15 protein-coding genes and 1 pseudogene are annotated in these 13580 nt (G+C 61.2%); 13 read left to right on the top strand and 3 right to left on the bottom strand.

The genetic code is table 11. The annotated features are described in order from the left end of the window. The first annotated feature begins 108 nt into the window (after positions 1 to 108). Positions 109 to 2088 (top strand): bifunctional 2',3'-cyclic-nucleotide 2'-phosphodiesterase/3'-nucleotidase, encoded by a 1980-nt coding sequence (locus X744_RS162920; RefSeq protein WP_023757939.1) that lies wholly within the window; start codon positions 109 to 111, stop codon positions 2086 to 2088. A gap of 47 nt (positions 2089 to 2135) precedes the next feature. On the opposite strand, the gene X744_RS162925 is transcribed toward X744_RS162920, so the two are convergent. Both X744_RS162925 and X744_RS162930 read right to left on the bottom strand, forming a co-directional pair. After that, the gene (locus X744_RS162925) at positions 2136 to 3392 is read right to left on the bottom strand and encodes a cyclopropane-fatty-acyl-phospholipid synthase family protein (protein WP_023757938.1); all 1257 of its coding nucleotides are present in this window, start codon (positions 3390 to 3392) and stop codon (positions 2136 to 2138) included. Positions 3393 to 3452: 60 nt separating this feature from the next. Then, on the bottom strand, positions 3453 to 3701 hold the full coding sequence (locus X744_RS162930) for a DUF1365 family protein (RefSeq protein WP_023757937.1): 249 nt from the start codon (positions 3699 to 3701) through the stop codon (positions 3453 to 3455). Positions 3702 to 3743: 42 nt separating this feature from the next. Here X744_RS162930 and X744_RS1000000175935 point away from each other — a divergent pair, with 42 nt between their 5' ends. From X744_RS1000000175935 to X744_RS162955, 6 genes are all read left to right on the top strand, one after another. Beyond that, the gene (locus tag X744_RS1000000175935) at positions 3744 to 3878 is read left to right on the top strand and encodes a hypothetical protein (protein WP_023757936.1); all 135 of its coding nucleotides are present in this window, start codon (positions 3744 to 3746) and stop codon (positions 3876 to 3878) included. Positions 3879 to 3977: 99 nt separating this feature from the next. Continuing rightward, entirely contained in the window at positions 3978 to 4268 is a 291-nt protein-coding gene (locus tag X744_RS162935) for a Dabb family protein (RefSeq protein WP_023757935.1), read from the top strand. Positions 4269 to 4341: 73 nt separating this feature from the next. Continuing rightward, complete coding sequence (locus X744_RS162940; RefSeq protein WP_023757934.1) at positions 4342 to 5232, top strand: VOC family protein; 891 nt, start codon at positions 4342 to 4344, stop codon at positions 5230 to 5232. Further along, on the top strand, positions 5229 to 6074 hold the full coding sequence (kdsA, locus tag X744_RS162945) for a 3-deoxy-8-phosphooctulonate synthase (protein ID WP_031259712.1): 846 nt from the start codon (positions 5229 to 5231) through the stop codon (positions 6072 to 6074). Before X744_RS162940 ends, kdsA begins: the two co-directional genes overlap by 4 nt. Before the next feature lie 95 nt (positions 6075 to 6169). Then, positions 6170 to 6373, top strand: a complete 204-nt coding sequence (locus X744_RS162950) for a dodecin family protein (protein WP_023757932.1) — start codon at positions 6170 to 6172, stop codon at positions 6371 to 6373. Between the two features lie 84 nt (positions 6374 to 6457). Next, positions 6458 to 6823 carry a PRC-barrel domain-containing protein gene (locus tag X744_RS162955; RefSeq protein WP_023757931.1) on the top strand — a complete coding sequence of 122 codons (366 nt, stop codon included), beginning with the start codon at positions 6458 to 6460 and terminating at the stop codon, positions 6821 to 6823. A gap of 54 nt (positions 6824 to 6877) precedes the next feature. On the opposite strand, the gene X744_RS1000000174370 is transcribed toward X744_RS162955, so the two are convergent. Continuing rightward, entirely contained in the window at positions 6878 to 7207 is a 330-nt protein-coding gene (locus X744_RS1000000174370) for a hypothetical protein (RefSeq protein ID WP_198032190.1), read from the bottom strand. Here X744_RS1000000174370 and eno point away from each other — a divergent pair. The 6 genes and pseudogenes from eno to X744_RS162980 all read left to right on the top strand — a co-directional run bounded on the left by eno (position 7197) and on the right by X744_RS162980 (position 13567). Beyond that, positions 7197 to 8471, top strand: coding sequence for a phosphopyruvate hydratase (eno, locus tag X744_RS162960; RefSeq protein ID WP_023757929.1), 1275 nt, complete (start codon positions 7197 to 7199; stop codon positions 8469 to 8471). The genes X744_RS1000000174370 and eno overlap by 11 nt on opposite strands. Positions 8472 to 8634: 163 nt before the next feature. Further along, positions 8635 to 8958: a septum formation initiator family protein gene (locus X744_RS162965; RefSeq protein WP_023757928.1), complete on the top strand. Its 324-nt coding sequence runs from the start codon at positions 8635 to 8637 to the stop codon at positions 8956 to 8958. Between the two features lie 194 nt (positions 8959 to 9152). Further along, positions 9153 to 10190, top strand: a complete 1038-nt coding sequence (gene pdhA / locus X744_RS162970) for a pyruvate dehydrogenase (acetyl-transferring) E1 component subunit alpha (RefSeq protein ID WP_023757927.1) — start codon at positions 9153 to 9155, stop codon at positions 10188 to 10190. Positions 10191 to 10205: 15 nt separating this feature from the next. After that, positions 10206 to 11606, top strand: a complete 1401-nt coding sequence (locus X744_RS162975) for a pyruvate dehydrogenase complex E1 component subunit beta (RefSeq protein WP_023757926.1) — start codon at positions 10206 to 10208, stop codon at positions 11604 to 11606. 18 nt (positions 11607 to 11624) lie between these two features. Then, positions 11625 to 12794: pseudogene (locus X744_RS01000000169345) on the top strand (biotin/lipoyl-containing protein). Positions 12795 to 12931: 137 nt separating this feature from the next. Next, positions 12932 to 13567: an SGNH/GDSL hydrolase family protein gene (locus tag X744_RS162980; protein ID WP_023757925.1), complete on the top strand. Its 636-nt coding sequence runs from the start codon at positions 12932 to 12934 to the stop codon at positions 13565 to 13567. Positions 13568 to 13580: the final 13 nt, after the last annotated feature.

The raw sequence follows: 13580 nt of genomic DNA, 5'->3' as shown, positions 1-13580 counted from the left end.
GTTCGCTTCGGGGCAAGGCAGGCATGATCCCGAAAAGAGGGGACCGGTTTCGGAGAAAAGATCATGCTGCAACAAACGGACTCTCGTCCCGTCGTCGAAGGAAAAAACATGTCGCAACTGCTCCATCCCGTCTCCCGCCGTGATCTGCTTGTGGGTGCCGCCGCCACAGGCGCGTTGATCGTGCTGCATCCGTTCTCGGCTCGCGCTCAAGGCAATCAGGCGCATCTGCGGATCATGGAGACCACCGATATCCATGTGAACGTGCTGCCTTACGACTACTACGCCGACAAGGCGAACGATACGCTGGGCCTGTCGCGTACGGCTTCCCTGATCGATGCGGTGCGCAAGCAAGCCAGCAATTCGATGCTGATCGACAATGGCGACCTGCTGCAGGGCAATCCGATGGGCGACTACATCGCCTATGAGAAGGGGCTGAAGGACGGCGACCTGCACCCGATCATGAAAGGCATGAACCTGCTCGGCTACGAGTGCTCGACGCTGGGCAATCACGAGTTCAACTATGGCTTGTCGTTCCTGGACAAGGTTCTGGCCGGTGCCAACTTCCCATTCGTCTGCGCCAATTTGATCCGCGGCACCGAGCTTGCCGCGAACCCGCGCGACGACAAGCTCTATCTGAAGCCCTATGTCATCCTCGACAAGAAGATCAAGGACGGCTCAGGTGCCGAACAGCCGATCAGGATCGGCATCATCGGCTTCGTGCCGCCGCAGATCATGGTCTGGGATCTCAAGAACCTGGAGGGCAGCGTCAAGACGCGCGACATCGTCGAGGCGGCCAAGGCCTGGGTGCCGCAGATGAAGGAAGAGGGCGCCGACATCGTCATTGCGCTCTCGCATTCCGGCATCGACGTTAAGCACGGCGACATGATGGAGAACGCCTCGTTCTTCGTCGCCGGTGTCGACGGCATCGATGCGGTGTTCACCGGTCACCAGCATCTGGTGTTCCCCGGCAAGAAGGACTTCCAGTCGCTTGAGGGCGTCGACACGCAGAAAGGCACGCTGCAGGGCAAGCCCGCCGTCATGGGTGGCTTCTGGGGTTCGCATATGGGACTGATCGACCTGATGCTGGAGCGCGACGGGTCGAAATGGAAGGTCGTTTCAGCCACCTCGGAGGCGCGGCCGATCTTCGAACGCGTCGACAACAAGAACAAGCCGACTGTCCCGGACGACAACCGCATCATCGCGGCACTCGAACAGGACCACCAGGCGACGCTGGCCTATGTGCGTCGGCCGGTCGGCAAGACCTCCGCGCCGCTCTATTCCTATTTCGCGCTGGTCGCCGACGATCCGTCGGTGCAGGTCGTCAGCCAGGCGCAGACCTGGTATCTCAGGGATATTCTCAAGAACACGCAATGGAAGGACCTGCCGCTGCTGTCGGCCGCAGCTCCCTTCAAGGCCGGCGGACGCAACGGCGCCGACTACTATACCGACGTGCCTGCAGGCGACATCGCCATCAAGAACGTTGCCGACCTCTATCTCTATCCCAACACCGTGCGCGCGGTCGAAATCACCGGGGCTGAGGTCAAGGAATGGCTGGAAATGTCGGCCGGCATCTTCAACCGGATCGAGCCAGGGAGAGCCGACCAGGCCCTCATCAACACCGACTTCCCGTCCTACAACTTCGACGTCATCGATGGCGTCACCTACAGGATAGACCTGTCGCAGCCGCCGAAATATGATGCCAAGGGCGGGCTGGCGAATGCTGGCGCCAATCGTATCGTCGACTTGATGTTCGACAGAAAACCAATTGATCCCAAACAGAAATTCGTCGTCGCGACCAACAATTATCGTGCCGGCGGCGGTGGCAATTTCCCTGACATCGATGCTTCGAAGATCATCTACGAAGCGCCGGACACCAATCGCGACGTCATCGTTCGTTACATCGTCAGCGAGGGCACGATCAACCCGTCTGCGGACGATAACTGGTCGTTCGTGCCGATGCCTGGAACCAGCGTGGTGTTCGAAACCGGCGCCAAGGCGAAGGATTTCATTGCGCAGGTGAAATCGCTGAAGATCGAAGCGGCGGGCGAGGGCGAGGCAGGCTTCGCGAAATACCGCATCCTGCTCTGACCACTGCTGTTCGAAGCTCGATTCCATGCCGTCACGGCGGCGTCGACCTACGCCTTGTAGACCACCTGGCGCACGTCGATGTAGCTGGCGCGGAATCCGGCCTCGCAATAATGCAAGTAGAACTCCCAGAGCTTCTTGAAGCGATCGTCGAAGCCGAGCGGGACGATCTTCTCCCATGAGGCCCAGAACCTGAGACGCCATTCGGCGAGCGTGCGCGCGTAGTCGTCCGGAAAGATGCGCTCGCGCAGATGGGCAAGACCGTGATCTTTGCCGAGTGATTTCAGGATCGATGGCGTAGGCAGCATGCCACCTGGGAACACGTAGCGCTGGATGAAATCCGGCCTGGCGCGATAGGTGTCGTAGGAAGCTTCGTTGATGGTGATGATCTGCAGGCCTGCCGTGCCGCCGGGCTTCAGGCATGCCTTCATCTTGCTGAAGAACACCGGCCAGTATTTCTCGCCGACGGCCTCGAACATCTCGATCGAGGCAATGCGGTCATAGGTGCCGGTTTCGTCGCGATAATCCTGCAGCTTGATGTCGACCTTATCGTCAAGCCCGGCCTTGGCGATGCGCGCCGTAGCGAAGTCATGCTGCTCGCGGCTGATCGTCAGCCCGGTCACCCGACAACCGATCTCGCGCGCCGCGAATTCGGCGAAGCCACCCCAACCGCAGCCGATTTCCAGCACGTGGTCCTTCGGGCCGATGCCTATGTCCTTCGCCAGCGCGCGATATTTGGCGGCCTGGGCGCCTTCGAGGTCGTTGGCACCGGTCGTGTAGAGTGCTGAGGAATAGGTCATGCTCGGATCGAGCCATTGCTTATAGAAGGCGTTGCCAAGGTCGTAATGCGCCGAGATGTTGCGCGCCGAGCCGGTGCGTGTGTTCTGGTTGAACCAGTGGCGAATGCGCTGGACGGTGTTGATCAGCCAGTTGGCGCCACCCGCGATACGCTCGCCGATGGTCGAATTGATCACGAACAGCTCCAGGAAACTGGTCACATCGGGGCTATCCCAATCACCATCCATGTAGGATTCGGCCACGCCGATCGTGCCGCCGGAAAAGGCGCGGCCGGGCAGTCGCCAATTCTTGAGCACCAGTTCGGCGTCCGGGCCGGGTCCCTTGCCGCCGACGAGGACGGCGCGACCGTCGGGCATTCTGACCTTTAGCGAACCGCGCGGCAGGTTCATCGCCGCCGACAGCACCATGCGCGCCTTGGCCGGTAGACCCTTGACGATCTCGGCGAAATTGAATTCGTCGAGCCTGACCGCGTCGCTCAACGCAATGCCATGATGTTCTTGGTGTGCCATCTCACGCGTCCCTGACCTCCGCGGTATCGGCGCAAATTGCCGAGCACCGGTTCTCGCGGTTCATTCGCCAGGTTCGAACGCTGTTGCCTGATCCCGGTAGCTGACCGGTTCCGCGATCGGCGGTTTCGAACGAAAGCGCGCGCCCTTTTTTCGCCTGAGCTTCAGCGCTTCCCAGTGAACCCCTGCGGCAATCTTCCACGTCATGAGGGAGAACTTCAAGAGGCAGGCTGCAAGCCGGGCTGTGCCAAGTGATTGGCGCTTGTCGGCGGTGTATCTGACTTTTTGCGCAGCAAAGGCCGAACGCGCCAAAAACACTATGGCTGCGGCATGACCTATGCGATAGATTTAGCCATGCGTTATGTAGCCGTCATTGCCGCCGTCGCGTTTTTCCTGATCTGGGATGGCATATACAATCAGGGCCGGTATCTCGACTCCACGGTGAGGGGTGCCACGCACGTCGTGCGGTCCGTCACCAGCAATATCTAGCGTCCATGCGAATCACCGGCAGCCGCGACATCCTTGTCGATTGACGCCACCGTCATGCCGTCACAAAAGACCTCCGGCATTTAGATCGAGGAGGCGGCGTTGATCCGGCATATCGTTTTCTTCAGCGCGCGGCGCAAAGAGGATGTGGAGGCGGTGCGCGCGGGCCTGCTTGCGCTCGGCGACATTCCTCATTCCAGCCTCTTTGAAGTGACGCTGAACACCAAGGTGGATCCACTGTCGGACGAGGTCGATGTGGTCGTTTATGCGGAATTCGCCGATGCCGCCGCGCTGGCCGCCTACAAGGCGCACCCGCTCTATGCGCGGACCACCAGCAAGGTCAAACCAATGCGAGAACTTCGTTATTCGGCCGATGTCATCGCCGGGAGCTGATCGAGACTACGCTCCGGCCGCGATTGCGATCAAGCCTTGAACCGCCTTGCAGAATGATGCACATCGCGCCTGCATGACCCGAAACACAGCTGCCGGCACCCATCCGCTCGATCACCTGGTGCTGCCCACGCAGAAGCTTGATGTGGCGCGCGCCCGGCTTACCTCGCTCGGCTTCGTTGTTGCTCCGACCGGGATACATCCCTTCGGGACCGAAAACTGTTGTGTGTTCCTCGCCGACGGCACCTATCTCGAACCGCTCGCAATTGGCGATGGACAAGTGGCGACGACAGCCATTGCCGATGGCAATGTGTTCGTCGCGCGCGACCGGCTCTATCGCAACAACCATGGCGGCGAGGGATTTTCCGCCGTGGTCCTGGGTACCGGCAACGCGGATGAAGACCATGCGCGCTACCTCGCGGCCGGCATCTCGGCGGGACACATGCTGAGCTTTTCGCGCGCCTTCATGGACTCGGCGGGGAAAAGCGACATCGCATCGTTCAAGCTCGCCTTTGCAGCGGGAGCCAAGGCCACGGACGCCTTCCTGTTTGCCTGCGAGCGGGTCAACGCGCCTGATGTGGACCGTTCAGCTTCGCAGGCGCACGCCAACGGCGCCACTGGAATTGTCGAGATCGTGGCGGTCAGCGATCAACCTGCCGAACAGCATGGATTGATTTCGGTGGCGGTGGGCGATCCGACCGCCGATGGCCAGGGCGGCGCATTTCACTTGCCGAATGCAGGTTTGAGCGTGCTCGACCCAGCATCTTTCACCGCGCGTTACGGCCTGCCTGCCGGCCGGCCGACGAACCTTCGCTTCGCCGCGGTCGTCTTTTCGGTCCGGAGCGCCGATGTGACATCGAGGCTGCTTGCAGCCAATTCCATCCAACACGATATAGCCGGCCATGATATCGTCGTGCAGCCTGCACCCGGACAGGGCGCGGCCTTCGTCTTCCGGGAGATCCCATGAGCAAACCCCTGGCGCCCAATTCGTCGGTAACCGTCGGCAATGTCGTGTTCGACAACAACGCGGCTTTGTCGCTGATAGCCGGCCCTTGCCAGTTTGAATCGCGCCAGCATGCCTTCGACATGGCCGGCGCGCTGAAGGAGCTGACCGGCAAGCTCGGCATAGGCCTCGTCTACAAGACCAGCTACGACAAGGCCAACCGCACCTCGCTGTCGGCGACGCGGGGTGCCGGCATGGATGCAGCCCTTCCCGTTTTCGACGAACTGCGCAAGGAATTTTCGCTTTCCGTGCTGACCGATGTCCACACAGAGGAGCAGTGCGCCATCGTCGCGCCGCATGTCGACGTCCTGCAAATTCCGGCTTTCCTGTCACGCCAGACCGACATGCTGGTCGCCGCCGCCAGGACCGGCAAGGTCATCAACGTGAAGAAGGGACAGTTCCTAGCCCCTTGGGACATGAAGAACGTCGTCGCCAAGATCACCGGTTCCGGCAATGCCAATGTGCTGACCACCGAGCGCGGCGCTTCCTTCGGCTACAATACGCTGGTGTCCGACATGCGCGCTTTGCCTGTCATGGCCGAGATCGGCGCGCCGGTGATCTTCGACGCCACGCATTCGGTACAGCAGCCGGGCGGGCAGGGTGGTTCCTCGGGCGGCGAGCGCCGCTTTGTCGAGACTCTGGCCCGCGCCGCCGTCGCTGTCGGCGTTGCCGGCGTGTTCATCGAAACCCACCAGGATCCGGACAATTCGACCTCATCCGACGGCCCGAACATGCTGCCGCTGAAGGACATGCCGGCCCTGCTCGAACGGCTGATGGCATTCGATCGCATCGCCAAGGGTCACTAAGCCAGACGCATCCTCTCCGACTGCCGGCGCTTGTGGAAGGCATGGGCCGGCTGTACGCTTTGCCTGGCAAATGAGCGCTTTGGCAGGAGGAAGCCATGTCCGTCGCCCGCGTCACCGAAATCACGTCGTCGTCGAAGAAGAGCTTTCAAGACGCCATCGAACAGGGGATTGCGCGAGCATCGAAAACCCTGAAGAACGTCGAAGGTGCTTGGATCCAGGATCAGAAGATCGTCGTCCAGGACGGCAAGATCACCGCCTATCGCGTTAACATGAAGGTCACTTTCATCCTCGCGGAGTGACCGGCGGCCGCCGAAAAAGTCGGGAACCTTCGCCCGCAGCCCTCATTGTCCAAGCAGAGTTCAACGACAATGAGGAGCAAGACCATGACAACCCAGACTGGCCACACCGAAGCTATCGCGGCTTCGCGAGTCATCGGCACGTCGGTCTACAACACCGAAGGCAGAAGTATCGGCACCATTCAGGACGTCATGCTCGACAAGATGTCGAACGGCATCATGTTCGCGGTGATCGGTTTTGGCGGCTTCCTCGGCATCGGCGAGAAGTATCACGCGATACCGTGGGCGAGCCTCGACTATGACGAGGACAAGGGCGGCTATGTCGTACCGTTCTCCAAGGAGCAGTTGAAGGCCGCACCTGCCTATTCGATCAATGAACTGGCCGGCGCGGATGGCGAGATCGCTCGCGACGCATCCTACGACTACTACAAGGTCACGCCCTACTGGCATTGACGGCTCAAACAAAATGGCCCCGTCTCGACGGGGCCATTTTGTTTGATGCAGCAGCTATTTGCTGATCTGCAAGGGGGCCATCGCCTTGGGCGGCGACTGCTGGTTGTCGCACGACGTCAGGAACGCAGCCGCGATCAGGAACAGACACACGATACCACTCAACTGAGACATGGCGAAACTCCTCCTGTTTCGCCCCGCGCACCCGCACCATAGCCGGAAGCGGCCCTGCCGCACATGACTTATGATGACAGCGATTTGCGCTTCGTGAATCGTGGTGCATGTCGCCCAAAAATTGCGCGCCGGCCGATTGCCTTTTGCAGCACTTTGGCTAAGACGGGCGCGACGCTTCTTCAGATCAATCGAGGACATTGCAATGACCGCCATCGTCGACATTGTCGGGCGTGAAATCCTGGACAGCCGTGGAAATCCGACCGTCGAGGTCGATGTCATTCTCGAAGACGGCTCGATGGGCCGCGCGGCGGTGCCATCGGGCGCTTCGACCGGCGCTCACGAGGCCGTCGAACTGCGTGACGGCGGCGCCCGCTATCTCGGCAAGGGCGTGCTCAAGGCCGTTGAAGCGGTCAACGGCGAGCTGTTCGAGGCGATCGGCGGCATGGAAGCCGAAAACCAGATCCATATCGACCAGACCATGATCGAGCTTGACGGCACGCCCAACAAGAGCCGCCTCGGCGCCAATGCCATTCTCGGCGTGTCGCTGGCGGTGGCCAAGGCAGCGGCCGAAGCCGCTGGCCTGCCGCTCTACCGCTATGTCGGCGGCACCAAGGCGCATGTCCTGCCGGTGCCGATGATGAACATCATCAATGGTGGCGCCCATGCCGACAATCCGATCGACTTTCAGGAATTCATGATCCTGCCGATCGGCGCGCCGACGCTGCGCGAAGGTGTTCGCTGGGGATCGGAGATATTCCACACGCTGCGCAAGAAGCTGAAGGACGCCGGTCACAACACCAATGTCGGCGACGAGGGCGGCTTTGCCCCGAACCTGAAGAGTGCGCCAGTGGCGCTCGATTTCATCATGGAATCGATCGAGCAGGCCGGCTTCAAGCCAGGCGAAGAGATTGCGCTCGGTCTCGATTGCGCCGCGACCGAGTTCTTCAAGGACAGCAATTATGTCTATGAAGGCGAGAAGAAGACGCGCGACCCCAAGGCCCAGGCCAAATACCTGGCCAAGCTCGCCGCCGACTATCCTATCATCTCGATCGAGGATGGCCTGGCCGAGGACGACTGGGAAGGCTGGAAGTACCTCACCGACCTGATCGGCAAGAAGACCCAGCTGGTCGGCGACGATTTGTTCGTCACCAACACCGCACGGCTGCGCGACGGCATCCGCATGGGTGTTGCCAATTCGATCCTGGTCAAGGTCAATCAGATCGGCTCGCTGACGGAAACGCTCGACGCCGTCGAGACCGCGCACAAGGCCGGCTACACCGCCGTCATGTCGCACCGTTCGGGCGAAACCGAGGATTCGACGATCGCCGATCTCGCCGTTGCCACCAATTGCGGACAGATCAAGACCGGCTCGCTGTCGCGCTCGGACCGCATGGCCAAATACAACCAGCTGATCCGCATCGAGGAACAGCTTGGCAAGCAGGCAAGCTATGCCGGCAAGTCGGTAGTCAAGGGCTGATCCCGAACACCTGGAATCCCTGTATATTGGATGAAAGGGCGGGGCATTCCTGCCCTTTTTCATTTCGGCGGTCGCTAAGCCCGTCATCCGTAACCGTCCGTTAAGCACAATCGGGCGAAAAGATCCTGAGCCGCCTGAGTTCGCGGCTGCGAGGATTCGAGCGATGTGGACGCGTCAGCACAAGCAGAGAAACACCGGCCGGCTGATCATCCCCTCGCTCTGCGCGGCGTTCCTGGCCTATTTCGGCTTTCATGCCTATCATGGCGAATTCGGCATCAACTCGAAATACCAGCTGGAAGCCCAAACGGTTGCGCTGCAAAGCCAGCTCGATGCGATCAAAGCGCGTCGGATGGAACTCGAGCGGCGTGTTCGGCTCATGCATGAAGGCACGCTTGAGAAGGACATGCTCGACGAGCAGGCGCGCAAGGCGCTCAATTTGTCCCAGGCTGATGAAATCACCATCATGTTGCCGGCCTCAGGGAAATAACCGATATTGAGTTAATCGCCAATATTTTCAATGATTTTAATCGCTTAGGCGCATGCCAGCTATGCAATTTCGGCATGGCGCAACGCGCTGACGCGTGTTAGCCTCCCGCAAATCGGTGGGGAGGAGCTGATCTCCCCGGGGCAGATTTCATCTTGCTCAAATGTCCACAAAGAGACGCCAATAGGGAGTGATGCATGGCTACCGCCGCCAGAAAAGCGCCTGCCAAATCCAAATCCGACGGTAAATCGGGGCTTTCGGCTCCCAAGCCTTCCGAATTCACCAAGGACGAAGAGCTCGCCGCCTACCGACACATGCTGCTCATCCGTCGTTTCGAGGAAAAGGCCGGCCAGCTTTACGGCATGGGTTTCATTGGCGGCTTCTGCCACCTCTACATCGGCCAGGAAGCGGTCGTGACCGGCATGAAGATGGCGCTTATCGACGGCGATCAGATGATCACCGCCTATCGCGACCATGGCCACATGCTGGCTATGGAACTGTCGCCACGCGGCGTCATGGCCGAGCTGACCGGACGTCGCGGCGGCCTGTCACGGGGCAAGGGCGGCTCCATGCACATGTTCTCCAAGGAAAAGCATTTTTACGGTGGCCACGGCATCGTCGGCGCGCAGGTGTCGCTCGGCACCGGGCTGGCCTTCGCCAACCGCTACCGCGACAACAACAATGTCTCGCTGACCTATTTCGGCGACGGTGCGGCCAATCAGGGCCAGGTCTATGAAAGCTTCAACATGGCCTCGCTGTGGAAGCTGCCGGTGATCTACATCATCGAGAACAATCGCTACGCCATGGGCACCTCGGTTTCGCGCTCCTCGGCGGAAACCAATTTTTCGCATCGCGGCGCCTCCTTCAAGATTCCAGGCATCCAGGTCGACGGCATGGATGTGCGCGCCGTGAAGGCAGCGGGCGATCAGGCGACGGAATGGTGTCGCGCCGGCAACGGGCCGATCATTCTCGAAATGCAGACCTACCGCTACCGCGGTCACTCGATGTCCGACCCGGCGAAATACCGCTCCAAGGAAGAGGTGCAGAAGATGCGCTCGGACCATGACCCGATCGAGCAGGTCAAGGCGCGGTTGACCGAGAAGAAGTGGGCGACCGAGGATGAGCTGAAGGCCATCGACAAGGAGGTTCGCGACATCGTTGCGGATGCCGCCGAATTTGCCCAGCACGACGCGGAGCCGGATCCGTCCGAGCTCTGGACCGACATTGTATTGTAACGGGAGGGCAAGGACATGCCGATAGAAATTCTCATGCCCGCTCTCTCGCCGACCATGGAAGAGGGCAATCTTTCCAAGTGGTTGAAGAACGAGGGCGACAAGGTCGTCGCCGGCGACGTCATCGCCGAGATCGAGACTGACAAGGCGACGATGGAAGTCGAAGCCGTTGACGAAGGCACGCTGGGCAAGATCCTGATTGCCGCCGGCACCGAAGGCGTCAAGGTCAACACCCCGATCGCAGTGCTGCTGCAGGATGGCGAAAGCGCCGGAGATATCGGCAAGTCCGCGGCTCCCGCCAAGGCGGAAGCGCCTGATAAAGCCGAGGCTCCAGTCGCCAAGGACAAGGCGGAGGCCGCAAAGCCCGCCGCCGCACCGGTCGCTGCCGCTCCGAAGACCGAGATCGCCGCCGATCCGGATATTCCCGCCGGCACGGAAATGGTCTCCACCACGGTGCGCGAAGCACTGCGCGATGCGATGGCCGAGGAAATGCGCCGCGACGCCGATGTTTTTGTCATGGGCGAGGAGGTCGCCGAGTACCAAGGCGCCTACAAGATCACGCAAGGCCTGCTGCAGGAATTCGGACCACGCCGTGTCGTCGACACACCGATCACCGAGCACGGCTTTGCCGGCGTCGGCGTCGGTGCGGCGATGGCCGGCCTGAAGCCGATCGTCGAGTTCATGACCTTCAACTTCGCCATGCAGGCGATCGACCAGATCATCAACTCCGCCGCCAAGACGCTCTATATGTCGGGCGGCCAGATGGGCGCGCCGATCGTGTTCCGTGGACCGAACGGCGCTGCTGCCAGGGTCGCTGCCCAGCACTCGCAGTGCTACGCCGCTTGGTACAGCCACATTCCAGGCCTGAAAGTGGTGATGCCTTACACCGCCGCCGACGCCAAGGGCTTGCTCAAGGCGGCGATCCGCGACCCGAACCCGATTATCTTCCTCGAGAACGAAATCCTTTACGGGCAGTCCTTCGACGTCCCTAAGCTGGACGATTTCGTGTTGCCGATCGGCAAGGCGCGCATCCACAAGACTGGCAAGGACGTCACTATCGTCTCTTTCGGCATCGGCATGACCTATGCGTTGAAGGCAGAGGCCGAACTGCGCGGCCTGGGCATCGACGTCGAGATCATCGATCTCAGGACCATCCGGCCGCTCGACCTCGACACCATCATCGCCTCGGTCAAGAAGACCAACCGGTTGGTTGTGGTGGAGGAAGGCTACCCGCAGAGTTCGGTCGGCGACCATATCGCCAACCAGGTGTCGCAGCGCGCCTTCGACTTCCTCGACGCTCCGGTGATCACCATTGCCGGCAAGGATGTGCCGATGCCCTATGCGGCCAACCTCGAAAAGCTGGCTTTGCCGAATGTCGGCGAGGTCATCGAGGCGGTCAAAGCCGTCACGTATCGCTGAATCGGGCGGGAGGACAAAATGCCAATCAACATCACCATGCCGGCCCTGTCGCCCACGATGGAAGAGGGCAATCTCTCCAAATGGCTCGTCAAGGAAGGCGACAAGGTTTCGCCGGGCGATGTCATAGCCGAGATCGAGACCGACAAGGCGACGATGGAAGTCGAGGCCGTCGATGAAGGCACCGTTGCAAAGCTCGTCGTTCCCGCCGGCACCGAAGGCGTGAAAGTCAATGCGCTGATTGCCGTCCTCGCCGCCGAAGGCGAGGACGCAGCGGCTGCTGCGAAGAACGGTGGAGCTGCCGAACCAGCGAAAGCGGAGGCGCCGAAAGCAGAGGCTCCCAAGGCTGAAGCACCGAAGGCCGGGACACCAAAGGCCGAGCCTGCTGCAACCGCCCCCAAGGCAGAGTCGGCTCCGGTTGCCAACGGCCATGCAACTGGCGAGCGTACCTTCGCCTCGCCGCTCGCACGCCGCATCGCCAGGGATGCCGGCGTCGACGTGTCTGCCGTGACGGGCACCGGCCCCCATGGCCGCGTGGTCAAGGCCGATGTCGACGCGGCGATTGCCGGTGGCGGTGCCAAGGCGCCTGCCGCCAAGGCCGCGCCCGCCGGCGCGCCGGCTGCTGCCCCTGCGGTGAAAGCGATGTCGGACGATCAGGTGCTGAAGCTGTTCGAGCAGGGCTCCTACGAACTCGTCCCGCATGACAACATGCGCAAGACCATCGCCCGGCGTCTGGTCGAGGCCAAGACCACCATCCCGCATTTCTACCTGACGCTCGACTGCGAACTCGATGCACTGCTGGCTCTGCGTACGCAGATCAATGCGGCAGCGCCGGTGAAGAAGACCGACAAGGGTGACGCTCCTGCCTACAAGCTGTCGGTCAACGACATGGTCATCAAGGCGATGGCGATGGCGCTGAAGGCGGTGCCGGATGCCAATGCCTCNCGGAAGAGTACCAGGGCGGCACCACGGCGGTGTCCAATCTCGGCATGTTCGGCATCAAGGACTTTGCCGCCGTCATCAACCCGCCGCACGCAACCATCCTGGCGGTCGGCGCCGGCGAGGAGCGGGCAGTGGTCAAGAACGGCGAGATCAAAATCGCCACCGTGATGTCGGTGACGCTATCGACCGACCATCGTGCCGTCGACGGTGCGCTGGGTGCCGAATTGCTGGTCGCGTTCAAGCGATTGATCGAGAACCCGATGGGCATGCTTGTCTAGGAAGGGAGAGGGCGGTGCGGATAGTCTTCACCGGCCTTTCCGCCTTCGTGATTGGCTGTTCGTGCGCTGGCGGTTGAGACGCGGTTTGATTAACGCACAGGTGAGCGCATGAAGACGGTTCTTTGCTACGGCGACTCGCTGACCTGGGGCTACAACGCCGAAGGTGGCCGCCACCCGCTTGAAGACCGCTGGCCAAGCGTGCTGCAGGCGGGGCTCGGCGATGCCGCCGAAGTCGTTGCCGAAGGCCTCAATGGCCGCACCACGGCTTTCGACGATCATCTGGCCGGTGCCGATCGCAACGGCGCCAGGCTGCTGCCAACGGTCCTGACAACGCATGCGCCGATTGATCTTATCGTCTTCATGCTCGGCGCCAACGACATGAAGCCATGGATCCATGGCAACCCGGTAGCGGCCAAGCAAGGCATCCAGCGGCTGATCGACATCGTGCGCGGCCACGACTATCCATTCGACTGGTCGGCGCCGCAGATCCTGATCGTTTCGCCGCCTGTGGTCAGCCGCACCGACAATGCCGAATTCAAGGAAATGTTTGCCGGCGGTGACGACGCTTCGACCCGGCTGGCGCCGCTCTACGCTGCCCTTGCCGATGAGGCCGGTTGCGGCTTCTTCGACGCTGGCACCGTGGCGCAAACCACCCCGCTCGACGGCGTCCACCTCGATGCAGAAAACACGCGGAACATCGGCAAGGCACTGACGCCGCTCGTGCGCGTCATGCTGGAACTGTGAATCAAGGAGAAAA

This window comes from Mesorhizobium sp. LNHC252B00 (assembly GCF_000502955.1).
Taxonomy (GTDB): Bacteria; Pseudomonadota; Alphaproteobacteria; order Rhizobiales; family Rhizobiaceae; genus Mesorhizobium.
This window is presented reverse-complemented; position numbering and strand designations above follow the sequence as displayed.

Excerpts from the sequence above, each read along its gene's own strand:
- pdhA (WP_023757927.1), top strand. The coding sequence starts at position 9,153 with ATGGCTACCGCCGCCAGAAAAGCGCCTGCCAAATCCAAATCCGACGGT.
- X744_RS1000000175935 (WP_023757936.1), top strand. The coding sequence starts at position 3,744 with ATGCGTTATGTAGCCGTCATTGCCGCCGTCGCGTTTTTCCTGATCTGG.
- X744_RS162925 (WP_023757938.1), bottom strand. The coding sequence starts at position 3,392 with ATGGCACACCAAGAACATCATGGCATTGCGTTGAGCGACGCGGTCAGG.
- X744_RS162940 (WP_023757934.1), top strand. The coding sequence starts at position 4,342 with ATGACCCGAAACACAGCTGCCGGCACCCATCCGCTCGATCACCTGGTG.
- X744_RS162975 (WP_023757926.1), top strand. The coding sequence starts at position 10,206 with ATGCCGATAGAAATTCTCATGCCCGCTCTCTCGCCGACCATGGAAGAG.
- X744_RS162980 (WP_023757925.1), top strand. The coding sequence starts at position 12,932 with ATGAAGACGGTTCTTTGCTACGGCGACTCGCTGACCTGGGGCTACAAC.
- X744_RS162950 (WP_023757932.1), top strand. The coding sequence starts at position 6,170 with ATGTCCGTCGCCCGCGTCACCGAAATCACGTCGTCGTCGAAGAAGAGC.
- eno (WP_023757929.1), top strand. The coding sequence starts at position 7,197 with ATGACCGCCATCGTCGACATTGTCGGGCGTGAAATCCTGGACAGCCGT.
- X744_RS162965 (WP_023757928.1), top strand. The coding sequence starts at position 8,635 with ATGTGGACGCGTCAGCACAAGCAGAGAAACACCGGCCGGCTGATCATC.
- X744_RS162920 (WP_023757939.1), top strand. The coding sequence starts at position 109 with ATGTCGCAACTGCTCCATCCCGTCTCCCGCCGTGATCTGCTTGTGGGT.
- X744_RS162955 (WP_023757931.1), top strand. The coding sequence starts at position 6,458 with ATGACAACCCAGACTGGCCACACCGAAGCTATCGCGGCTTCGCGAGTC.
- X744_RS1000000174370 (WP_198032190.1), bottom strand. The coding sequence starts at position 7,207 with ATGGCGGTCATTGCAATGTCCTCGATTGATCTGAAGAAGCGTCGCGCC.
- kdsA (WP_031259712.1), top strand. The coding sequence starts at position 5,229 with ATGAGCAAACCCCTGGCGCCCAATTCGTCGGTAACCGTCGGCAATGTC.